This window comes from Subtercola boreus (assembly GCF_006716115.1).
Lineage (GTDB): Bacteria > Actinomycetota > Actinomycetes > Actinomycetales > Microbacteriaceae > Subtercola > Subtercola boreus.
In genome coordinates this window covers 1,643,254-1,663,470 of sequence record NZ_VFOO01000001.1, presented here as the reverse complement: position 1 = coordinate 1,663,470, position 20,217 = coordinate 1,643,254, and the positions used below count along the sequence as shown (strand labels likewise).

Below are 20,217 nucleotides of genomic sequence, written 5' to 3'. Positions count from 1 at the left end.
TCTGCCCGTGGCCACGCTCGACGAGGTGATCGACGGCTACCTCCGCCACGTGACGATCGAGCGGGGGCTCTCCGCGAACACGCTCGCCGCCTACCGGCGGGACCTCGGACGGTATGCGGCGTGGCTGGCGGCTGCGGGCATCCAGCGCCCTGAAGAGATCAGCGAGACGCAGATCGGCGCTTTCACGCGGCAGCTCGAGACGCTGCCCGAGGCGGGTGTCACGGCCAAACCGCTGGCCGCGACATCCGTGGCCCGGATCGTGTCGTCGGTGCGGGGGCTGCACCGGTTCTTGGCCGAGGAGGGCACGACAGCGACGGATGCTGCGCGGGAGGTCAGGCCGCCGAAGCTCGGGATGCGTCTGCCGAAAGCGATCACGATGGCCCAGATGACGACGCTGCTGGAGTCCACGGGAGGCGACGATCCGATCGCGCTCCGCGACCGCGCCCTGCTGGAGCTGCTCTACGCGACGGGTGCGCGGGTCTCGGAAGTCGTGGCGCTGAACGTCGACGATGTGGGGAGCGACGACGACTTCGTGCGCGTCGTCGGCAAGGGCAGCAAGCAGCGGATCGTGCCGGTGGGGAGTTTCGCGCGAGCAGCGCTCGATACGTACCTGGTGCGGGTCCGTCCGCTGTTCTCCGCGCGCGGGAAGGCGACCCCAGCACTGTTCCTCGGGCTCCGCGGGGACCGGCTGAGTCGCCAGGGGGCGTGGCTGGTCATCCAGTCGGCGGCGAAGCGCGCGGGGCTCGAGACGCACATCTCGCCTCACACGTTCCGCCACTCGTTCGCGACGCACCTGATCACGGGCGGGGCGGATGTGCGGGTCGTGCAGGACCTGCTCGGGCACGCGTCGGTGACGACGACGCAGATATACACGCAGGTGACAGCCGACACGCTGCGGGACATGTACCAGACGGCGCATCCGCGGGCGCGCTGACGGCTCGTCTCCCGCGGAGCTGGCACGGCGCACGGCGCGCTTCGCAGGTTGCGACGGTGCGCGCGAGTAGAATCGTGGCACCGCCCTGGGAGAGGTCGGGGTACGTGAGGAGCACCGCCTGTGACGGCCAAGAAGAACGCCAGTGCACTCGAGAAACAGGGTGCGTCTGAGCTTCCGGGCCTTGAGGCGCCCGTTCTCGGCCCCACAGGCCGGCCGCTGCGGGTCTTCCCGCAGCCCGCCCCCTTGAAGAGCCACGGGCCCGCCCGCATCATCTCGCTCTGCAACCAGAAGGGTGGCGTCGGCAAGACCACGACCACCGTGAACCTCGGCGCCACGCTGGCGGATGACGGCCGGCGCGTTCTCGCCATCGACTTCGACCCGCAGGGCGCGCTCTCGGCCGGTCTCGGCGTCGACACCCACGACAGCCTGACGATCTACGACCTGCTGCTCGGCACCGAGAAAGACCCCCACAACGTGATCAGGCACACCAGTGTGCCGAACTTCGACATCATCCCGGCGAACATCGACCTGTCGGCCGCCGAGGTACACCTCATCAGCGAGGTCGCCCGCGAGACGATCCTCGCGCGGGTGCTGCGGAAGGTCAGCGACGAGTACGACGTCATCCTGATCGACTGCCAGCCGTCGCTCGGCCTGCTGACCGTGAACGCGCTGACCGCGAGCCACGGCGTGCTGATCCCTCTCGAATGCGAGTTCTTCGCTCTCCGCGGCGTCGCACTGCTCGTCGAGACCATCGAGAAGGTGAAAGACCGGCTGAACCCGGCCATCAAGCTCGACGGCATCCTCGCCACGATGTACGACTCGCGCACCCTGCACTCACGTGAGGTCATGCAGCGCGTGGTCGACGCGTTCGGGCCCGAGGTGCTCGAGACCGTGATCGGGCGAACCATCAAGTTCCCCGACGCGAGCGTCTCCGGCACCCCGATCACCCAGTTCGCCCCCGATCACCCGGCGGCGAACGCCTACCGCCAGCTGGCCCGAGAACTGGTCTTCCGTGGCGCGGTCGCCTAGGGCCGTACTGGTTGCTGAGGGTGGGGCTCGAGATGTCGCGCCCGCTGCTCCCGGGTTCTCGCTCAGTCTGGCGAACTTCGAGGGGCCGTTCGACCTGTTGCTCTCGCTGATCTCGAAGCACGAGGTCGACATCACCGAGATCGCCCTGAGTGCGGTCACCGACGAGTTTCTGAGCTATCTGCGGAACCTCGATTCCGAGGAGGAGCTCGAACGGGCATCCGAGTTCCTCGTCGTGGCGGCGACCCTGCTCGACCTGAAGATCGTCGGGCTGCTGCCACAGGGTGAGCTCGTCGACGCCGAAGATGTGGCCCTGCTCGAGGCCCGCGACCTGCTGTTCGCGAGGCTGCTGCAGTACCGGGCCTTCAAACAGGTGTCGCAGTGGTTCGCCTCGCACCTCGACGAGGAGGGGCGGCGCCATGCTCGCGTCGTGCGGTTGGAGGAGAGGTTCCGGCAGCAGACGCCTGAGCTCGTCTGGTCGCTGAGCCCCGACGACTTCGCGGCGCTCGCAGTATTCGCGCTGACGCCGCGCGAGGTTCCGGTGGTGGGGCTCGAGCACCTGCACGCACCGCTGGTGAGCATCCGGGAGCAGGCGGCCCACGTCGTGACGGCGCTGCGGTCGGGGGAGCCGGTGTCGTTCCGGCGGCTGATCGAGGGAATCCTCGAGAAGGGGATCGTCGTGGCACGGTTCCTCGCTGTGCTGGAGCTCTACCGGCATGCCGCGATCGCGTTCGAGCAGCTGGAGCCGCTCGGCGAACTCACCATCCGCTGGACGGCCGAGAGCTGGTCGGAGGAGAACCTCTCCAACCTGGGGGCCGACTATGACAACTGAGACCGTGCCCGCCGACGCCGTCGCTGCCGAGGTACCCGAAGCCGTCACCGTGCCCGCGGTGCCTTCCGAGCAGGCTCCGGATGATCATCCACTCGACCTCGAACGCGCGCTCGAAGCGATCCTGACCGTCGCCGACGAGCCGCAGAGCCTGATGACCCTCGCCACAGCCCTCGCGCGGCCGGTTGCCGCCGTCAGGCAGACCATCGAGCGGCTGGTTGCCGACTACAACGGGGCGAACGGCGGCATCCGCCGCGGGTTCGAATTGCGGGAGGTCGCCGGCGGTTGGCGGCTCTATGTGCGGCGCGAGTACGACCAGGTCGTTCGCGACTTCGTCGTGACCGAGAACCCGTCGAAACTCTCCCAGGCGGCCCTCGAGACGCTCTCGGTGATCGCCTACAAGCAGCCCATCACGCGGAGTGCGATCGCGTCGATCCGCGCCGTGAACGTCGACTCGGTCGTGCGCACGCTGCTCGGGCGCGGCCTCATCACCGAGGTCTCGACCGACGGTGAGACGGGCGCCATTTACTATGGAACGACAGACGTGCTTCTGACCCAGCTCGGCATCAACACGCTTGACGAGCTCCCCAAGATCTCACCACTCCTCGCCGATGGTGCGGAAGGTTTCGATGACCAGTTCCAGTGAATCCGAGCGCCCGGCTCCCGACGGTGTTCGCCTGCAGAAGGTGCTCGCCGCCGCCGGCGTGGCATCGCGGCGGGTCTCCGAGGAGCTCATCACGGCCGGTCGCGTGCGGGTGAACGGCGAGGTCGTGCGGGAACTCGGGCGTCGGATCCATCCCGACACCGACAAGGTCGCCGTCGACAACACGGCCGTCCAGCTCGACACGACGAAGCGCTACGTGCTGCTGAACAAGCCCGTGGGCATCGTCTCGTCGCTCTCCGACCAGCACGGCCGGCCCGACCTCTCCCGCTTCACCTCGCAGTACGAGGAGCGGCTCTTCAATGTGGGCCGGCTCGACGCCGAGACGAGCGGGCTGCTCATCCTGACCAATGACGGCGAACTCGCACACGTGCTCGCACACCCGTCGTTCGGGGTCATGAAGACGTACATCGCGCAGGTCGAGGGGCGCGTCGCGCCGCAGACCATCGCGAAGCTGACGAAGGGCGTCGACCTCGACGACGGCCCGATCGTCGCCGACAAGGCTCGCCTGCTCGACTCGTCGAACTCCTCCAGCCTCGTCGAAGTGACGCTGCACTCGGGGCGCAACCGCATCGTCCGGCGGATGCTCGAAGAGGTCGGCCACCCGGTGATCGAGCTCGTGCGGCGGCAGTTCGGCCCGCTGCACCTCGGGTCGCTGAAGGCGGGGGAGCTGCGCGACCTCACACGCGAGGAGCTCGGGGCACTGCTGACGCTGTCGCGCGAGGCGAAGGGCGCTGCCGCGTCCGGCCCGGCCGGCTCGAAGGGCGCGGCCGACCGTGGTTGAGAGCCGGCTGACCGGCTCGGTGCGGATCGTCGGTGCGGGCCTGCTCGGCACCAGCATCGGGCTCGGCCTCCGCGCCCGCGGCGTCGACGTGATCGTGGCCGACGCCTCGCCCACCCACATCAGCATCGCGGTCGACTATGGCGCGGGGCGCCCCGCGGCTCCGGATGACCACCCCACCCTCATCGTCGTCTGCGTTCCGCCCGATGTCACCGCGCACGTCGTCGCTGCCGAACTCGAGGCCTTCCCGCACGCGACCGTGACGGATGTCGCGAGTGTGAAGCTCAGCGTGCTGCACGAACTCCGGGCATCCGGAGCCGACGTGTCGCGCTACATCGGCACCCACCCGATGGCCGGGCGCGAGCGGGGCGGGCCGCTGCAGGGGCGCGCGGACCTGTTTCTCGGGCGGCCCTGGGTCGTCGCGGCGCACGACGGCATCTCGTACCAGCGGGGCGGGGTCATCGACGACCTCATCCTCGACCTCGGGGCTTCGCTCGTCGAGATGACCCCTGAAGCGCACGACGCGAGTGTGGCGCTGGTGTCGCACGTTCCGCAGGTCGTGTCGACGCTGATGGCCCGGCGGCTGACCGACGCTCCGGGTGTCGCGGTGAACCTCGCCGGGCAGGGGCTCCGCGATGTGACACGGGTTGCGGCGAGCGATCCGGGGCTCTGGGTGCAGATCCTCGGGGCGAACGCGGGGCCTGTGGTGGGCATCCTGAAGTCGTTCCGGTCGGATCTCGACCGTGTCATCGAGACGCTCGACGCGCCCGAGGCTGTAGGAGCGCGGCGCAGGCTCGCTGAAGAACTGCTCGGCGGCAACGTCGGGGTGGCGCGGATCCCCGGCAAGCACGGACAGGACCGCCGGTATGCGCAGCTGGTGGTGATGGTGGATGACCGGCCGGGTGAACTCGCACGACTGGTGTCCGACATCGGTGCGGCCGGGGTGAACCTCGAAGACCTCCGGCTGGAGCACTCGCCGGGGGCCGAGATCGGGCTCGCGGAGATCGCGGTGCTGCCGGAGGCGCTCGCCGGGCTGACAGAGTGGCTGGGCGAACGTGGTTGGCGGATTGCAGGATGAACGGGACTGACGTGACAGAGAAGATCGTCGTGGCGATCGACGGGCCGGCCGGCAGCGGAAAGTCGAGCGTGAGCAAGGGCGCCGCGCGGGAACTCGGCTTCGCGTACCTCGACACCGGGGCCGCCTATCGCGCGCTCGCGTGGATGCTGCTCGACCGCGGCCTCGACGCCGAGAACCCCGAGGTCGTCGTGGCTTCGCTGCCCGAGTTCGACTTCGCCATCGGCACCGACCCCGACCATTACTTCGTGAAGGTCGGGCCCGACGACGTGACGATCGCCATCCGGGAGCCGTGGGTGACGAGCGAGGTGCGGCTGGTGGCGCGGCTGCCCGAGGTGCGTTCACACCTCACCGCGCTGTTCCGGCGCACCATCGCTTCGACTCCGCGGCCCGGCATCGTGGTCGAGGGACGGGACATCACAACGGTCGTCGCACCCGATGCGACCAGCCGGATCCTGCTCACGGCGTCAGAAGACGCTAGAATGAAGAGGCGTTCAGCAGAAATTGTCGGATCGACGGCCGCCGTTGTCGGCGAACAGCTGAGATCTCGTGACCGGGCCGACTCCCGGGTCGTCGACTTCATGAATGCCGCAGACGGGGTCACCACCGTCGACTCCACCGAACTCGACTTCGGCCAGACCGTGCAAGCGGTGGTTGAAGTTGTCACTCTTGCACGAACGAAGGCTTCAGATGGTCAATATACACAGCGCTGACAAAGACACCGACGGCGAGTACGACGAGTACCCCGAGGTCTCGAGCGCGGTCGTCGAGCGCCTCAGCGACCTCGACGAAGACCTCGTCACCCGGCGAGCGGATGCCCTGCGGAGCGGCCTCGCCGACTACGACCTCGGCGACGACGACCTCGCCATCCTCGAGGCCGCCAGCGACGACCCCGACGCGATCACCTACCTGCCGGCCCTGCCCGTGCTGGCGATCGTCGGCCGCCCGAACGTCGGCAAGTCGGCGCTCGTCAACCGCATCATCGGTCGCCGTGAGGCAGTCGTTGAAGACACCCCCGGTGTGACGCGCGACCGCGTCAACTACAAGGCCGAGTGGGCCGGGCGCCACTTCACCATCGTCGACACCGGCGGCTGGGAACCGGATGCCCGGGGAATCGACGCCTCGGTCGCCGCCCAGGCCGAGATCGCCATCGACCTGGCCGACGCCGTGCTCTTCGTCGTCGACGCCAACGTCGGGCCGACCGCGACAGACGAGCACGTCGTGCGCATGCTCCGGAAGACCAAGCGCCCCGTCTTCGTCGCAGCGAACAAGATCGACGACGTGCGCCAGGAGCCGAACGCGGCCTCCCTCTGGTCGCTCGGCCTCGGCAACCCGTACCCCGTCTCGGCCCTCCACGGCCGCGGCGTCGCCGACCTGCTCGACCAGATCATGAAGGTCCTGCCCGAGGTCTCGGCCGTCGCCAAGCAGGAGGTCGGCGGGCCGCGCCGCGTCGCCATCCTCGGCCGTCCGAACGTCGGCAAGTCGTCTCTCCTGAACCGCGCCGCAGGCGAGGAACGGGTCGTTGTGAACGAACTCGCGGGCACCACCCGCGACCCCGTCGACGAGCAGGTCGAGATCGCTGGCAAGATCTGGCGCTTCGTCGACACCGCGGGCATCCGTCGCCGGGTTCACCTGCAGCAGGGCGCCGACTTCTACGCGTCGCTCCGCACCTCGGCTGCCCTCGAGAAGGCCGAAGTCGCCGTCGTCATGATCGATGTGTCGCAGCCGGTGAGCGAGCAGGATGTTCGCATCATCGACCTCGTGCTCGAATCGGGCCGCGCGCTGGTGCTCGCCTTCAACAAGTGGGACCTGCTCGACGACGAACGCCGCCGATACCTCGAACGCGAGATCGAACAGGATCTCGCACACGTGTCGTGGGCGCCGCGCGTGAACATCTCGGCGAAGACCGGGCGGCACATGGAGAAGCTGGTTCCGGCCTTGGAGCTGGCACTCGAGTCGTGGGACACGCGGATTCCGACCGGAAAGTTCAACGCGTTCCTCGCCGAGCTCACGGCCGAGCATCCTCACCCCGTTCGCGGCGGCAAGCAGCCGCGCATCCTGTTCGGCACCCAGGCGTCTTCGCGCCCGCCGACCTTCGTGCTCTTCACGACCGGGTTCCTCGACCCTGGCTACCGCCGCTACATCACCCGTCGCCTTCGCGAGATCTGGGGCTTCGAGGGCAGCCCCGTGAACGTCAACATGCGGGTGCGCGAGAAGCGCAAGCGCTGACCCACCCCCCCTCTCTCAATCGAGTGGGCAGTTTGGGCCCCAAAATCTACGATTCGGGGCCCAAACCGCCCACTCGATTGGCGTTTGGGGGTTGGTAGGGTGGCCGGGAGAGTTCGGGAGGCTTCTGTGGGCGTGTTGGTGGCGGCGTGCGTGGTGCATGGGTTGCGGGCGGATCCGGGCACGGTCGGCGTGACCGCTATCGACAAGCGGCCGGTCGGGGGGCCCGTGAAGGTGCGTCCGCTCGGGTTGTACGCTGACGCGCAAGCCGATCGGAAGCACCACGGCGGCGAAGACAAGGCGCTCTACGTGTACTCGTCCGACGATGCCGCGTACTGGGAATCGCAGCTCGGCCGGACGCTGCCGCCAGGCTGGTTCGGCGAGAACCTCCGCGTATCCGGAGTCGACGTGTCGAACGCGCCGATCGGCTCCCGATGGCGAATCGGTGCCAAGGTCGTCGTCGAGGTCAGCATGCCACGGACGCCCTGCCAGACCTTCGCCCGCTGGGTCGGGGGAGCGGATGAACGGGGCTGGGTGAAGCGCTTCACCGCCGCCGGGCGACCCGGCGCGTACCTCCGTGGTGACGCCGGGCACGATCGAGGCCGGTGATGTGATCGAGGTCGTGGCGGCGGCAGGGGATGCCCCGACCATCGTGCAGGTGTTCACGGGTGAGGCTGCACTCGTCTGACCCTGAGTCGCGTGGGCATACCCGAGCGGTTCGCGGCGGCCCGCCGGTTGGGCTAATATGGACAAGTTGTCATCCCACCCACGGGCTGTAGCGCAGCTTGGTAGCGCACCTGACTGGGGGTCAGGGGGTCGCAGGTTCAAATCCTGTCAGCCCGACAACAAGAGCCCCGACAGGATTCAGATTCTGTCGGGGCTCTGTCGTTCCCGGGGTGCCCGTCGGTAGGCTGCACGCATGAGCACCGACAAGCCGCCCTCTGTGCTGGAGAACGTGCTGACGGGCGTCTACGTCGCGTTCGCCGTCGCACTCCTCGTCGCCGGGATCGTGCAACTCGTCAACGGCAACTCCATCGGTTGGCTGCTCATCCTCTTCGCGCCTGTGACGGGCCTTCTCGGCTTCGTCCGCATCACGCAGTTGCGGCAGCGGCGCGAGAAGCGCCTCATCGCCGAGAAGCCTCAGTGAGAGTCAGGCTCCGACAAGGTTCGTGAGGGGCCCGCCCGTGCGGAGCGCCTGGAGGTTGCGGGCGATCAACGCGGCTGCACCGCGGGGGCGGTTGCCGGCGGCGTGCGGCGTCAGCAGGAGGTTCGGCGCGGTCCAGAGGGGTGAGTCGGCGGGCAGCGGCTCCGTGACCATGACGTCGAGTGCCGCTGCGCGGAGTCGTCCCGCCCGCAGGGCATCGATCAGGGCGGGCTCGTCGACCGTCGCGCCCCTCCCCACGTTCACGAACACGGCGCCGGGCTTCAGCGCGTCGATCAGGGCCTTGTCGAAGGCCCCGGTGCTTGCCGGGGTTGCCGGCAGCAGCGACACCAGTACGTCGACGCCCGCGAGGTGCGCGGGAAGCCCGGCATCGTCTACCACGTCGTAGCCGAATCGGGTGCCGGCCGACGAGGCGACGCCGGTGACCGTGGCTCCCATCAGCTCGAACATCGGCGCCAGCGTGCGGGCGATCGAGCCGAAACCCCAGATGCAGACGGATGCGCCAGCCAGTGTGTAGAGCGGCGCGGTGAGCGGGTTCTGCTGGGCCGCCAGGAACTCGTCGTCCCAGTGAGAGTCACGCTGGGCATCCCGCAGCCGGTCGAGGCGCCTGACCAGGGCGAGCGTCAGGGCGAGAGTGTGCTCGGCGACTGTGGCGTCGTGCAGTGAGCGGCCCGAGGTCACTGCGACATCAGGTCTGAACCCTGCGGCGAGTACGGCATCCGGGCCCGCCGCCAGCGTCTGCACGAGCCGCAGCGCCCCGAGCTCGCGGGCGGCAGACGCCAGGTTGTCGGGCGTGTTCTGCCACGCCACGAAGACATCGGCGTCGCGGAGGTCGTGGGGAATGGGTGCGGTCACGTCGTACCTGACCGCCTCGTCACCCGCTTCGACGATGAGGTCATCGAGCGGGATGGTGTTCGGCAGGAGGATCTTCATGATGCTAGGAGCGTATCTTGGAGTGCTCTCCGAGGCGGTGCCACGTGCGGTTGTGATAGACGAGCGGTTCTGCCTGGGAGGCATCGGCCGAAGCATCGCCGGCTTCGGGCGCGTGAGTCTGCACGGCCTCCGCAGCGATCACCGTGGAGCCGCCTGCGGCCATCCTGTTCACGATCTTCGCCCGGATCCAGGCGTGTGCCGCCGGAAAGTAGGGTTCCCCCGTCTCGAGCCGCGCCCAGAGCGAGGTGTCGGCGAAACGGTCGATCCCGCTGGTCGCTCCCAGCTTGGCCAGGTGGAGCTGCTCTGCTCCGAGGAGGTGCACGACGATGGTCTCTGCGCGCGCGATGGAGGGGGCGCTCGAGGAGAGTCCGGAGATCGAGAAGACCAGGAGCGGAGGTTCGGCGCTCACCGAGAACACCGATGTCGCGGTGAGGGCCACGGGGCCGTCGCCGGGGTCGGCGGTGATGACGGCGACTCCCGCGGGGTGATTGCGGAAGGCCGCCTTGAACTCGTCGGGCGTCACCTGGAACGGCACGGGCAGGGTGATGAGGTGTCGGGAGTCGTTGGCCTCGTTCGCCTCATCGCGAACGGGGAGGGCCGGCTGGGTGTTGGTCATGTTCTGATGCTACGGAGCCCGTGATGCCGTGGAGGTTCCTGTTGGTGAGCGAAAGAGAGCCGCTGGGAATCACAGGTCCTCCCACGTCAGATCACTGCCGAGTACCCGCCGTCGACGACGATGGATGCGCCGCTCACGTAGCTCGACAGGTCGCTCATGAGCCAGACGACCGCATCGGCGATCTCCGCGGCTTCGCCCTTCCGGCCGAGGGGGATTCGGATGGGGGAGCCTCCCCGCATCTCGACGCGGAGCATCTCGGTGTCGACCTGGCCCGGGTGCACGACGTTGGCCCGGATCCCGTGGGGCGCCACGGCATCCGCGAGCGCATAGGTGAAGGCTCGCACCGCGCCCTTCGACGCCGAGTACGTCGAGGCGTGCGCGAAGCCGCGCATCCCGCCGACCGACGACACGTTGACGATGGTGCCGCGCTTGCCGGTGGCGATCATCGACCGGGCCGCCGCCTGCGCACCGAGGAAGGTGCCTTCGAAGTTCACGGCCATCACGCGCCGGAGGCGGGGGAGATCGACCCTCAGGAAGTCGACGTTGTCGCTGATGCCTGCCACGTTGCAGAGAGCGTCGAGTCCGCCGAAGACGTCGGCGGCCGCTGTGACGTCGAGCCACGACGCCGGCTCGGTGACATCGCACTCGACGAAGACCGCGGTCGCTCCGGTGGCCTCGATCAGCGAGACGGTGCTCGCCCCGCCCTCCCTGCCCGTCTCGACCCGGTCGGCGACGATCACCGCCGCGGCCCCCTCCTCCGCTGCCCGCAGGCAGAGTGCCCGTCCGATTCCGCTCGATCCTCCCGTCACCACGACCACGCGGCCTGTGAGCAGGCCGTGGCCGCTCACCGGGCGACGCTCGTCGTCATTGTTCCGATCCCGCTGATCGTCGTCACGAGCATTTCGCCCCGCGCGATCGGACCGACGCCGGGAGGGGCCCCGGTGAAGATGAGGTCGCCGGGGTTGAGAGTCATGATGCGTGACGCGTACGCCACGATCGCGGGCACAGATATGATGAGGTCTGAGGTGTCGACGCTCTGGCGCACCTCGTCATCGACGGTGAGCAGAATGCTCTCGGCCGCTCCGTCGAAGGTATCGTCGCGCACCCGGATGAAGGGCCCGATCGGGCTGAAGGTGTTGTAGGACTTGCGCCGCGAACGATCGGCGGGGCTCCGCACGGTGATGTCGAGACCGACAGTGAACCCGAAGACGTGCTCGAGGGCGCTCTCCACGGGGATGTCGAAGCCACCCGTGCCGACCACGATCACCAGCTCGGACTCGTGGTGGATCTCGTGGCCGGCGTCGAGCACGTCGGGCGGCAGGATGATCGGACCGGCGGGCCCGGTGATCGACGAGGGTGCTTTGAGAAAGACGTCGAAATCGAACATCCACTCGTGCGTCGTGCCCAGTGTGCGTTGCTGGACGTCGTGCATCTCGGCGACGTGATCGCGGTAGTTGCTCGCGGCCGCGATGACTTTCGACGGGTTGAGGGCAGGGGCGCGCAGGGTGACAGCGCTGAGGGGGATCGGCGTTCCGACGGCCGCTGCGTCGCGGATCGGGCCGGCGAGAGAGGCCCAGTCCCGACAGAGTGCCCGCCACCATCCTGCGGTGAGCGGGTCGGCATCGTGGGGTGGTACCGACGGAAGGGCGGCGGTGACATCCACGATCCCGTCGTCGTCGGGGGTGATGACACCCAGCTGGTTCTCATCGAAGAGCGCGAGTTTCATGAAGCTCCCGGGTCGGGTGCGTCGACGCGGATGCACCCCGTGACGCCAGTGTCGAATGGTCTCGCTTTTACGCTACCGATGCGCGACGGGCCCTCAAAGCGCCAGAACAGAGCCTGTGATCGCCGCCAGTGATCAGAGCTGTGATCACTCTCAGCGATCACAGTGGTTCTTTCGGCTATTTGATCTTTGGTCCAAGTGGTACTTAGAGTGATCAGCGATCACGATCGTTGCAAAGGAGCACATTGTGAATGCAGTACAGACGGACCTCGTGCACCTCCCCGGAGGCGCCCTGCGGGTGGTCCGGGCCGGGCACGGGCCCGCCGTCGTCTACCTCCACGGCACGGGCGATCAGGGGGCACTGCTGCCCGCCCTGGAGACGCTGGCCGACGATCACCTCGTGGTGAGGCCCGATCATCCGGGATTCATCGAGAGCGACGACTTCGCCGTGTCGGACATCGCGGACATCGGCCGGGTGCACGAAGCCCTGCTCGACGAGCTCGGCATCGACGAGTTCGTGCTCATCGGCTGCTCGCTGGGCGGGTGGGTAGCCGCCGAGCTGGCCCTGCGCGTGCCTGAGCGCGTCCGTCGGCTGGTGCTCATCGACCCGGCGGGTCTCGCCGGCGATGGAACCGCTCCCGACATCTTCGCTCTCACCCCGGAGGAGGCGCTCGTGGCCACGGTGTTCGACGACGACCGGCGTGAGGCGGCCCGGCGGGCGACGCCCCACCCGGTGATCACACGGCGTCTGGCCCGTAGCCGCGCCACAGCGCACCGGATCGCTGGCGACCCCTACATGCACGACCCGTCCCTCGCTGGGCGACTGGGCGCGTTGACCATTCCGGTGAGCATCCTCTGGGGCCGTGAAGACGGCATCGTCCCGCTGTCGTACGCAGCCGAATGGATGGCGGCTCTGCCGCAGGCCGAGCTCACCGTCGTTCCCAAGGCGGGACACCTCCCGCACGTCGAACGGCCGGACTCGCTGACTGCTGTGATCGGCCGGGCGGTGCCGACGTGGAGCTGAGACACCTGAGGTACTTCGTGGCAGTCGCCGAGGAGCTGCACTTCCGGAAGGCTGCGGAGACCCTGCACATCGTGCAGCCGGCGCTCAGCAAGCAGATCAGTTCCCTAGAGAACGAACTCGGCCTGATGCTGCTCGAACGCGACAGGCGCCACGTCACCCTCACCGAAGCGGGCAAGACCTTCCTCGAGGAGGCCATCGCTGTGCTCGCACGCGCCGACGGCGCCAAGTCGCGTGCGATTGCCGTGAGCCGGGGGCAGGTCGGTTCGCTCAACATCGGTTTCATCCAGCCCGCGCTCGCGGAACTCGTGCCACGTTCGCTCCGGCGGTTCCGCAAGGAGTACCCCGAGGTGCGCATCCGGCTCACCGAGCTGACCACCCGGCAGGTGCTCGACCAGACGATGAGCCGAGCCGTGCACTGCGCTTTCGCGCGGTTGCCGATCGAGCTGCGGGAAGACCTCGCCTGCCTGCCCATCTCGCAGCAGGACGTCATGCTGGCGCTGCCGGACGGGCATCCGTTGGCCGAACAGGAGACGGTGGCGCTCGCCGACATCGACGGGGAGGATCTCGTGATGATCGACCGCCTGGTGGAGCCCGCCCTGCACGACTACTACATCGCGATGTGCAACGAGGCCGGCTTCAGCCCTCACATCGCCCATGAGGTGAACTCCACCTGGGTGGCGCTCGGTCTCATCGCCGGCGGACTCGGGGTCGGCTTCGCACCGGCATCCGCCCGCTCTGCGGCGCAACAGGGCGTCACCTTCCGCCCGATCGGCGGCGCCGAGCCGAAGCTCAGCGTCGGGATCGTCTGGAACGACAAGTCCAAACCCGCCGTGCTCGGCAACTTTCTCGAGATGCGGCCCTGGGAGGAGCGCTCATGACCGATCCAGGTGCCGCACCGGCTGGGGACGGGCGAGCGTCCTCAGATCCCCGGGTGCTCTTCGATGTGCGCGGTCGCGGGGCCGTCGTCACGGGGGCGGCCAGCGGGTTGGGGTTCGCCATCGCGCGGGTGCTAGCCCGAAACGGGGCGCGGGTGCTTCTCGTCGACAACACGGGGGAGACGCTCGAGACCGCCCGGCAGAGCCTCGCCGCGGAGGGACTCGAGGTGAGGGCGCGAATGGCCGACGTGCGCGATCGCGCCGCGCTCGATGCCGCGATGCAGGATGCAGCGGGCTGGGGTTCGGGGCTCGACATCGTCTTCGCCAACGCGGGTGTCTCATCGGGCCTCGGGCGTCGGTTCGGGAACGGGCTCGCTGAGATCGACGACGACCGCTGGCAATCGGTTCTCGACATCAACCTCACCGGACTGATGCTCACAGTGCAGGCTGCCGCCGCCAGGATGAACGACGGAGCCGGTCGAATCATCGTGACCTCCTCGGTGGCGGGTCTCGCGGTCGACCCCCTGGTCGGCTACGCGTACTCGAGTTCGAAGGCGGCGGTGACCCTGTTCGCCCAGAACGTTGCGACCGAACTGGCCACGAGGGGGATCAACGTCAATGTGATCGCGCCGGGCTCATTCCTCACAGCAATCGGGGCGAAGAACCCGGGCAATACCGGCATGATCGACGAACTCACCCGCGCGACGGCCACCGGGCGGATCGCCGATCCGGCCGAGATCGAGGGACTCGCACTGCTGCTGGCCTCGCCGGCGGCAGGTCACATCACCGGCTCTGTCTTCGTCATCGACGGTGGCGTGCTCGCCACGAGGAATTGAGCTCCCATGCGCTCTCAACTGTTATCACGTAATAGCTTTCGGGCCATTCCGGGGTATCACACCGCGGCTAGCCTGAACAGCACAAGCGACCGTCGGCCCCGCACAGCCGCCCCTCGGCAATCGAAGAAGATGCCGAAGGCACGCAGGGCGTATCGGTTCGGTCGTTCTCACCCACTCACACGCACGGCACTCGTGAGTGGGCGTTTCTCCACCTCATGCATCGACATCACAATCGAAGGGACATCATGATGTCACGAAAGAAGACCCTGCTCGCCGGAGTGGCACTGCTCGCAACGACGGTGTTGTTGGCGGGCTGCTCAGGCGGCTCCGACGGCGGCAGCGCCGACGCCGGATCCGGCGGCACCAAGAAGATCACTGTGGCCACCAACCCGTCAGCGCAGACGGCACCGATCTACCTGGGAATCCAGGACGGCATCTTCGCCAAGCACGGCCTCGAAGTCGAGCTCGTGCCGCAGACCGACGTGGCCGCGATCATCTCGGGTGTCGCGAGCGGCCAGTACGACTTCGGTTTCGCCACCGTCGTGCACGTCATCAATGCGAACGCGAACAGCATCCCGATCAGGGCCGTCGCGACGGTCGAGGGCCAGCAGAAGGCCCAGGAGGAACCCGATGAGGGTAACGCCCTCGTGGCCGGCCCCGATTCAGGGATAAAGACGGCCGGTGACCTCGGCGGCAAGACCGTGGGTGTGATCGGGCTCTCTTCCCTCAACACCCTCGCGATGTGGGACATGGCCGCGAAGATGGGGGTCGACACGAAGTCGATCAACCTCGTGCAGCTGCCGTTCGGCCAGATGCCGGCCGCACTGGCCTCCGGCGACATCGACGCGGCTGTCGTGCAGGCACCGTTCATCGCCGACGCAGAGGCCAACGGTGCCACGATCATCGGCAAGCCGAACGTCGAGACCTTCCCCGACATGGCGGTCGGTCTCTACACGACAAGCCAGAGCTACATCGACGCGAACGCAGACACCGTCTCCGACTTCGCCGCCGCGATGATCGAGTCGCAGGACTATGCGACGGCGAACATCGACAAGGCCAAGGAGACACTGGTCACCAACCTCGGTCTCACCGAGGATGCGGCCAAGGCAGCCAAGTGGAACACAGGAAGCAACCCCTACGTGAACACCGAGGGTTTCGCCACCGCTGAAACGCTGCTCACGAAGTACGCAGGGCTCGCCAAAGAGGTGGACGTCAACACGCTGGTGTGGCCGGGCGCGCTCGAGAGCAGCAAGTAACAGGCGACCATCCACCGAACCGATTCGAAGGATCACACTCCCATGAATGCACTGTCGCATCGCTCGTTCCGTTGGCTCGCCCCCGCGGCCGCCGTGCTGGCCGCCCTGTTGCTCTGGCAGCTGGTCACGGCCGGCGGGCTGTTCCGGGCCGACCAGTTCCCGACGATGACGAACACCATGATCGCGCTCGGCAAGGCGGTGGCGACACCGCAGTACTGGGCGGCGATCGGTGCGACAGTGCAGGCATGGTTCCTCGGTCTCGTGATCGCCAGCGCGCTGGCGATCACGATCGGATCGGCGCTGGCCTTCAGCGATTTCGCCTTCCGCAGTGCCGCGAGCGTCATCGAGATCTTCAAGGCCATCCCGGCCATCGCGATCCTGCCGCTGGTCATCCTGGTGATGGGCTCTACCCTGCCGATGAAGGTCTTCCTGATCGCTTTCGGCGTCTTCTGGCCTCTCGTCATCCAGGTGATCTACGGTGTGCGGTCGATGGATCCGACGGTTCTCGACACGTCCAAGGCGCTCGGTGTACGAGGGGTGCGCCGGTTCTTCACGGTGGTCATTCCGAGTGCCTCGCCCTACATCGCGACCGGCCTCCGCATCGCCTCGGCCTCGGCGCTCATCCTTGCGGTCGTCTCCGAGCTGGTTGGCGGTGCGGCGGGGATCGGGCGCAACATCCTGCAGGCGCAGAACGGCGGCACCTCGGCGTACCCGGTGATGTACGCCTACATCATCACGGCAGGGCTGATCGGGATCGTGCTGACCGGTGCGTTCTTCCTGCTCGAACGCAACGTCATGCACTGGCACGAATCCCAGCGCAACATCCGCTCGAACAACGAAGGGGTTCGCAAATGACGCAGACCACCATGCCGAAGATCGCCCCGGAGCGCGCCGCGGGGCCGAGCATCGGCGAGACGACCGACCTGATGGTGACCGGACGGCGCACGCGCAGCACCGGCGCTCGGGTGCGGAATGTGCTGTTGGCCGTCTGGCTGCCCATCGCCCTGCTGGTGATCTGGTGGTTCGCCTCCGCGTCGAGCACCTCTCCCTTCTTCCCCCCGCTCAGCAGCATCGTCGCCGAGTTCTGGGCCCAGTGGATCGTGGGCGACGCGGCGATGCAGCTCACCTCGAGCCTCCGCAACCTCGCTTTCGGCTACCTGGGCGGCGCTCTGATCGGCGTCGTCTTCGGCACGTTGCTCTGGCGCTTCCCGCCGGTGCGGCACGTCTCGAACCCGCTCATCTACTTTCTGTACGTGCTCCCGGCCCCGGCTCTGCTGCCGGCCATGATTGCCCTGTTCGGAATCGGTGAACTGCGACAGATCGCTCTCATCTCGTTCGGCGCCATCTGGCCGACGCTGCTGAACACGCTCGACGGCATGCGCAGCATCGACCAGGTGAAGTTCGACACGGCACGGGCCATGAAACTGAGTCCGCTGCGCCAGCTGTTCTCCTTGGTGCTGCCGGCGGCCGCCCCGCAGATGGCCGCGGGCCTCCGGGCGAGCCTGCAGACCTCGATCATCCTCATGGTCGTGACCGAGATGGTGGCGGCCAAGCAGGGCATCGGCTATTTCATCCTGCAGGCGCAGACGGTGTTCGCGATCACCACCATGTGGACGGGCATCCTGGTGCTGGCCATCCTCGGCACCGTTCTGAACTATCTGTTCGTGGGCGTCGAGCGCCTCGTTCTGCGCTGGTACTACCGCTCCCGCGCCCTCAGCAACTCCTGACCGCACCATCCCCTCTCGAATCGGAGAACTCCATGTCGCACACCGTCGTGTCACCCCAGCCGTCTGCATCCCTCACGAAAGAGGTTCTTCGCGTCGACGGGCTCCGCAAGGTCTACAACGAAGGCAAGCCGGCCGCGAAGACGGCCATCGAGGATGTGAGTTTCGGCGTCGACAAGGGCGAGTTCGTCTGCATCGTCGGCCCGTCGGGTGCGGGCAAGACCACGCTGCTCCGCTGCATCTCGGGCCTCGCGAAGCCCACCTCGGGCAGGCTCTCGTTCGAGGGCAAGCCCCTCACGGCAGTGCCCGAGCAGCTCGGGCTGGTCTTCCAGGACTACGGGCGTTCGCTCTATCCGTGGTTCACGAACGCCAAGAACGTGGGCCTGCCGCTTGCCGCCCGCGGCATGAAGAAGGCCGAACGGGCCGCCCGGGTGAGCGAGGTACTGAAGAACGTCGGGCTCGGCCACGTCGAGAAGCAGTACCCGTGGGAGCTCTCGGGCGGTATGCAGCAGCGCGTGGCCATCGCGCGAGCCCTCTCCTACCGCCCCGACCTGCTGCTGATGGACGAGCCGTTCGCCTCGGTGGATGCCCAGACGAGGTTCGATCTCGAAGACCTCATTCTCACCGTTCGACGGGAGCTCGGCATCACCGTCGTTCTCGTGACGCACGACATTGACGAGGCGATCTACCTCTCCGACCGCATCGTCGTGCTGTCGGGTTCGCCGTCGCGGGTCAGGGAGGTGGTCGACGTTCCCCTCGGATCTGAGCGTGAACAGGTGGCGACCCGGGCCAGCGACGAATTCCTCGATCTCAGGCGGCACCTGCTCGAGCTCGTCATGCCGCACTCCGCATGACCGGCCCGACGGTGCTCGACGTCGCAGACGCCGGCACGGAACAGACTCGGCCGACCGTCATGGAGCAGCTCGCCCAGGTGATGGTCGACGAAGGATGCGAGCACCTCTTCACGCTGATGGGTGCGGGCAACCTGTGGCTGATCCACCACCTCGATCGCCTGCACGGGGTTCCCGTGCACCACCTGCGCCATGAGAACGGGGCGATTGGGGCTGCTGACGGCTACGCCCGTTCCACCGGCCGGGTCGGCTGGGCGACGGTGACGCAGGGCCCCGGCTTCACGAACACGATCACGGCCCTGCTGACCGCGAGTCGGGGTCGCACTCCGATGGTTCTCATCGTGAGCGACACCTCGAACCTCGACCCGCTGCGATTCCCGTTCGCGGGGGGAGTGCAGGCGCTCCGGCCCGAGCTTCTTCTCGACCCGCTCGGCATCGACAGCGTTCGGGCGGCGGGCGCCGATGCCGGAGCTGTGTTGCGCACAGCCGCCCGGCGGGCGCTTGCGGAGTCGCGAACGATCGTGTTCGTCATGCCAGCAGGGCTCGACAAGCTCGAAGCCGATCCGCTTCCTGCGGAAACCGGAGGGGCAACGGCAACGGCCGCGGCCGTCGACCCTGAAGAGGTGCGCGCCGCTGTCGACGCGATCGGGGCGAGCTCCCGGCCGGTGCTGCTCGCCGGGCGCGGCGTTCTCGAGGCCGCCGCCGCCTCGGAGGTGCTGCGACTCGCCGACCTCCTCGGGGCTCGGGTCGCGACATCCATGCCCGCTTCAGGAGCACTCGGTGAGCATCCCGCCGTCATCGGGCCGTTCGGCGGCTTCTCGATCGGTGCCACCGAGAGCATCATCGCTGCCAGCGACTGCGTGATCGCGATCGGGGCTTCGCTCAACCTGTTCCAGACCCGCAAGGGCGAATTCGTGGCCGGGCGCACCATCGTGCGGGTCGACCTGCGGCCGTCAGCCGTCGAAGGCGCGACCACAGTGCCCGTTCAGGGAGATGCCCGGGTTGCGACGGCGGCCCTGGCCGACGAGGTGGAGCGACGTCTCGGGGCCGGGACGACGTTCGGGCAGCGCGACGCTCTGCCAAGCGACCTCCTGCCGCCCGTCGGTGACGACGTCTCCGCAAACGGTCTGATCGACCCGCGGATGCTCGCCCTGGAGTTCGAGCGGGTGCTGCCCCGGAGCCGGCGCGTGTTCATCGACAACGGCCACTTCGGCGCGTTCCCTGCGCTCTACCTCTCCCACACCTCGCCACGCTCGCTCATCTGGATGCCCGACTTCGGCGCCGTCGGGAGCTCGCTGGCGGCGAGCTATGCCTCGGCGGTCGCAGAACCGGCCACGCAGTCAGTGCTCTTCATCGGCGACTGCGGCCTCTACCTCACGCTCGGTGACCTCGAGACGGCGGTACGCGAGCGCGTCCCGCTGTTGGTGGTGTGCATGAACGACGGCGCGGCCGGCTCGGAACTGGCGCACATGAAGGACTGGAGCGTGCCTCCGGAACAGGCGATCTTCGGGTACGCCGATCTTGCGGCCGTCGCGGTCGGCATGGGCGCACAGGGGGAGCTCATCGAGGAGACGGCGCAGCTCGCCGGAGCCCTCGCCTCGTGGAACCGGTCGGAGGGGCCGCTGCTGCTCGACTGTCACATCTCGCGTGCCGTGCGGTCACCGATCTACGACCACGTCTGAGGT

The 20,217-nt window shown here is 67.9% G+C and carries 22 protein-coding genes and 1 tRNA gene; 19 read left to right on the top strand and 4 right to left on the bottom strand.

What is annotated here, in order from left to right; all coding sequences use genetic code 11:
- Positions 1-7: 7 nt before the first annotated feature.
- The 11 genes from xerD (at position 8) to FB464_RS07765 (ending at position 8,679) form a co-directional block, all read left to right on the top strand.
- The gene (gene xerD, locus FB464_RS07815) at positions 8-934 is read left to right on the top strand and encodes a site-specific tyrosine recombinase XerD (RefSeq protein ID WP_246092968.1); all 927 of its coding nucleotides are present in this window, start codon (positions 8-10) and stop codon (positions 932-934) included.
- A gap of 120 nt (positions 935-1,054) precedes the next feature.
- Entirely contained in the window at positions 1,055-1,963 is a 909-nt protein-coding gene (locus FB464_RS07810) for a ParA family protein (protein ID WP_116414360.1), read from the top strand.
- Between the two features lie 7 nt (positions 1,964-1,970).
- Positions 1,971-2,792, top strand: coding sequence for a segregation and condensation protein A (locus tag FB464_RS07805; RefSeq protein ID WP_116416526.1), 822 nt, complete (start codon positions 1,971-1,973; stop codon positions 2,790-2,792).
- Positions 2,782-3,435: an SMC-Scp complex subunit ScpB gene (gene scpB, locus FB464_RS07800; RefSeq protein WP_116414361.1), complete on the top strand. Its 654-nt coding sequence runs from the start codon at positions 2,782-2,784 to the stop codon at positions 3,433-3,435. Before FB464_RS07805 ends, scpB begins: the two co-directional genes overlap by 11 nt.
- Positions 3,419-4,234, top strand: a complete 816-nt coding sequence (locus FB464_RS07795) for a pseudouridine synthase (protein ID WP_116414362.1) — start codon at positions 3,419-3,421, stop codon at positions 4,232-4,234. Before scpB ends, FB464_RS07795 begins: the two co-directional genes overlap by 17 nt.
- Positions 4,227-5,309 carry a prephenate dehydrogenase gene (locus tag FB464_RS07790; RefSeq protein WP_116414363.1) on the top strand — a complete coding sequence of 361 codons (1,083 nt, stop codon included), beginning with the start codon at positions 4,227-4,229 and terminating at the stop codon, positions 5,307-5,309. Before FB464_RS07795 ends, FB464_RS07790 begins: the two co-directional genes overlap by 8 nt.
- Entirely contained in the window at positions 5,306-6,019 is a 714-nt protein-coding gene (gene cmk / locus FB464_RS07785; protein ID WP_116414364.1) for a (d)CMP kinase, read from the top strand. Before FB464_RS07790 ends, cmk begins: the two co-directional genes overlap by 4 nt.
- Positions 5,997-7,535 carry a ribosome biogenesis GTPase Der gene (gene der / locus FB464_RS07780; protein WP_116414365.1) on the top strand — a complete coding sequence of 513 codons (1,539 nt, stop codon included), beginning with the start codon at positions 5,997-5,999 and terminating at the stop codon, positions 7,533-7,535. Before cmk ends, der begins: the two co-directional genes overlap by 23 nt.
- A 126-nt stretch (positions 7,536-7,661) precedes the next feature.
- On the top strand, positions 7,662-8,141 hold the full coding sequence (locus FB464_RS07775; RefSeq protein ID WP_342780667.1) for an MOSC domain-containing protein: 480 nt from the start codon (positions 7,662-7,664) through the stop codon (positions 8,139-8,141).
- Positions 8,142-8,301: 160 nt separating this feature from the next.
- Positions 8,302-8,375, top strand: a tRNA-Pro gene (locus FB464_RS07770).
- 76 nt (positions 8,376-8,451) lie between these two features.
- Complete coding sequence (locus FB464_RS07765) at positions 8,452-8,679, top strand: hypothetical protein (RefSeq protein ID WP_116414366.1); 228 nt, start codon at positions 8,452-8,454, stop codon at positions 8,677-8,679.
- Between the two features lie 3 nt (positions 8,680-8,682).
- Here FB464_RS07765 and FB464_RS07760 read toward each other — a convergent pair whose 3' ends face one another.
- The 4 genes from FB464_RS07760 to FB464_RS07745 form a co-directional block, all read right to left on the bottom strand.
- Positions 8,683-9,627 carry an NAD(P)-dependent oxidoreductase gene (locus FB464_RS07760; protein ID WP_116414367.1) on the bottom strand — a complete coding sequence of 315 codons (945 nt, stop codon included), beginning with the start codon at positions 9,625-9,627 and terminating at the stop codon, positions 8,683-8,685.
- Between the two features lie 4 nt (positions 9,628-9,631).
- Entirely contained in the window at positions 9,632-10,243 is a 612-nt protein-coding gene (locus FB464_RS07755) for a flavin reductase family protein (protein ID WP_116414368.1), read from the bottom strand.
- 86 nt (positions 10,244-10,329) lie between these two features.
- Positions 10,330-11,091: an SDR family NAD(P)-dependent oxidoreductase gene (locus FB464_RS07750; protein ID WP_116414369.1), complete on the bottom strand. Its 762-nt coding sequence runs from the start codon at positions 11,089-11,091 to the stop codon at positions 10,330-10,332.
- On the bottom strand, positions 11,088-11,969 hold the full coding sequence (locus FB464_RS07745; protein ID WP_116414370.1) for a fumarylacetoacetate hydrolase family protein: 882 nt from the start codon (positions 11,967-11,969) through the stop codon (positions 11,088-11,090). The genes FB464_RS07750 and FB464_RS07745 overlap by 4 nt, the downstream gene beginning before the upstream one ends.
- Before the next feature lie 244 nt (positions 11,970-12,213).
- On the opposite strand from FB464_RS07745, the gene FB464_RS07740 reads away from it, so the two are divergent.
- The 8 genes from FB464_RS07740 to FB464_RS07705 all read left to right on the top strand — a co-directional run bounded on the left by FB464_RS07740 (position 12,214) and on the right by FB464_RS07705 (position 20,214).
- A complete protein-coding gene (locus FB464_RS07740) occupies positions 12,214-12,990 on the top strand; it encodes an alpha/beta fold hydrolase (RefSeq protein WP_170151886.1) in 777 nt (258 codons plus the stop codon).
- Positions 12,981-13,868, top strand: a complete 888-nt coding sequence (locus FB464_RS07735; RefSeq protein ID WP_170151887.1) for a LysR substrate-binding domain-containing protein — start codon at positions 12,981-12,983, stop codon at positions 13,866-13,868. Before FB464_RS07740 ends, FB464_RS07735 begins: the two co-directional genes overlap by 10 nt.
- Positions 13,865-14,701, top strand: a complete 837-nt coding sequence (locus FB464_RS07730) for an SDR family NAD(P)-dependent oxidoreductase (RefSeq protein ID WP_116414372.1) — start codon at positions 13,865-13,867, stop codon at positions 14,699-14,701. The genes FB464_RS07735 and FB464_RS07730 overlap by 4 nt, the downstream gene beginning before the upstream one ends.
- A gap of 245 nt (positions 14,702-14,946) precedes the next feature.
- Positions 14,947-15,957 carry an ABC transporter substrate-binding protein gene (locus tag FB464_RS07725; RefSeq protein ID WP_170151888.1) on the top strand — a complete coding sequence of 337 codons (1,011 nt, stop codon included), beginning with the start codon at positions 14,947-14,949 and terminating at the stop codon, positions 15,955-15,957.
- Positions 15,958-15,999: 42 nt separating this feature from the next.
- On the top strand, positions 16,000-16,812 hold the full coding sequence (locus FB464_RS07720; protein WP_116414374.1) for an ABC transporter permease: 813 nt from the start codon (positions 16,000-16,002) through the stop codon (positions 16,810-16,812).
- Positions 16,809-17,684, top strand: coding sequence for an ABC transporter permease (locus FB464_RS07715; protein WP_116414375.1), 876 nt, complete (start codon positions 16,809-16,811; stop codon positions 17,682-17,684). Before FB464_RS07720 ends, FB464_RS07715 begins: the two co-directional genes overlap by 4 nt.
- Positions 17,685-17,716: 32 nt before the next feature.
- Positions 17,717-18,535 (top strand): ABC transporter ATP-binding protein, encoded by an 819-nt coding sequence (locus tag FB464_RS07710; protein WP_116414376.1) that lies wholly within the window; start codon positions 17,717-17,719, stop codon positions 18,533-18,535.
- Positions 18,532-20,214, top strand: a complete 1,683-nt coding sequence (locus FB464_RS07705; protein WP_116414377.1) for a thiamine pyrophosphate-binding protein — start codon at positions 18,532-18,534, stop codon at positions 20,212-20,214. Before FB464_RS07710 ends, FB464_RS07705 begins: the two co-directional genes overlap by 4 nt.
- Positions 20,215-20,217 lie beyond the last annotated feature (3 nt).

What these genes read in the sequence shown, in the direction of transcription:
- scpB (WP_116414361.1), top strand. Translation starts at nt 2,782, where the DNA reads ATGACAACTGAGACCGTGCCCGCCGACGCCGTCGCTGCCGAGGTACCC.
- FB464_RS07795 (WP_116414362.1), top strand. Translation starts at nt 3,419, where the DNA reads ATGACCAGTTCCAGTGAATCCGAGCGCCCGGCTCCCGACGGTGTTCGC.
- cmk (WP_116414364.1), top strand. Translation starts at nt 5,306, where the DNA reads ATGAACGGGACTGACGTGACAGAGAAGATCGTCGTGGCGATCGACGGG.
- der (WP_116414365.1), top strand. Translation starts at nt 5,997, where the DNA reads ATGGTCAATATACACAGCGCTGACAAAGACACCGACGGCGAGTACGAC.
- FB464_RS07765 (WP_116414366.1), top strand. Translation starts at nt 8,452, where the DNA reads ATGAGCACCGACAAGCCGCCCTCTGTGCTGGAGAACGTGCTGACGGGC.
- FB464_RS07760 (WP_116414367.1), bottom strand. Translation starts at nt 9,627, where the DNA reads ATGAAGATCCTCCTGCCGAACACCATCCCGCTCGATGACCTCATCGTC.
- FB464_RS07755 (WP_116414368.1), bottom strand. Translation starts at nt 10,243, where the DNA reads ATGACCAACACCCAGCCGGCCCTCCCCGTTCGCGATGAGGCGAACGAG.
- FB464_RS07745 (WP_116414370.1), bottom strand. Translation starts at nt 11,969, where the DNA reads ATGAAACTCGCGCTCTTCGATGAGAACCAGCTGGGTGTCATCACCCCC.
- FB464_RS07730 (WP_116414372.1), top strand. Translation starts at nt 13,865, where the DNA reads ATGACCGATCCAGGTGCCGCACCGGCTGGGGACGGGCGAGCGTCCTCA.
- FB464_RS07725 (WP_170151888.1), top strand. Translation starts at nt 14,947, where the DNA reads ATGATGTCACGAAAGAAGACCCTGCTCGCCGGAGTGGCACTGCTCGCA.
- FB464_RS07720 (WP_116414374.1), top strand. Translation starts at nt 16,000, where the DNA reads ATGAATGCACTGTCGCATCGCTCGTTCCGTTGGCTCGCCCCCGCGGCC.
- FB464_RS07715 (WP_116414375.1), top strand. Translation starts at nt 16,809, where the DNA reads ATGACGCAGACCACCATGCCGAAGATCGCCCCGGAGCGCGCCGCGGGG.
- FB464_RS07710 (WP_116414376.1), top strand. Translation starts at nt 17,717, where the DNA reads ATGTCGCACACCGTCGTGTCACCCCAGCCGTCTGCATCCCTCACGAAA.
- FB464_RS07705 (WP_116414377.1), top strand. Translation starts at nt 18,532, where the DNA reads ATGACCGGCCCGACGGTGCTCGACGTCGCAGACGCCGGCACGGAACAG.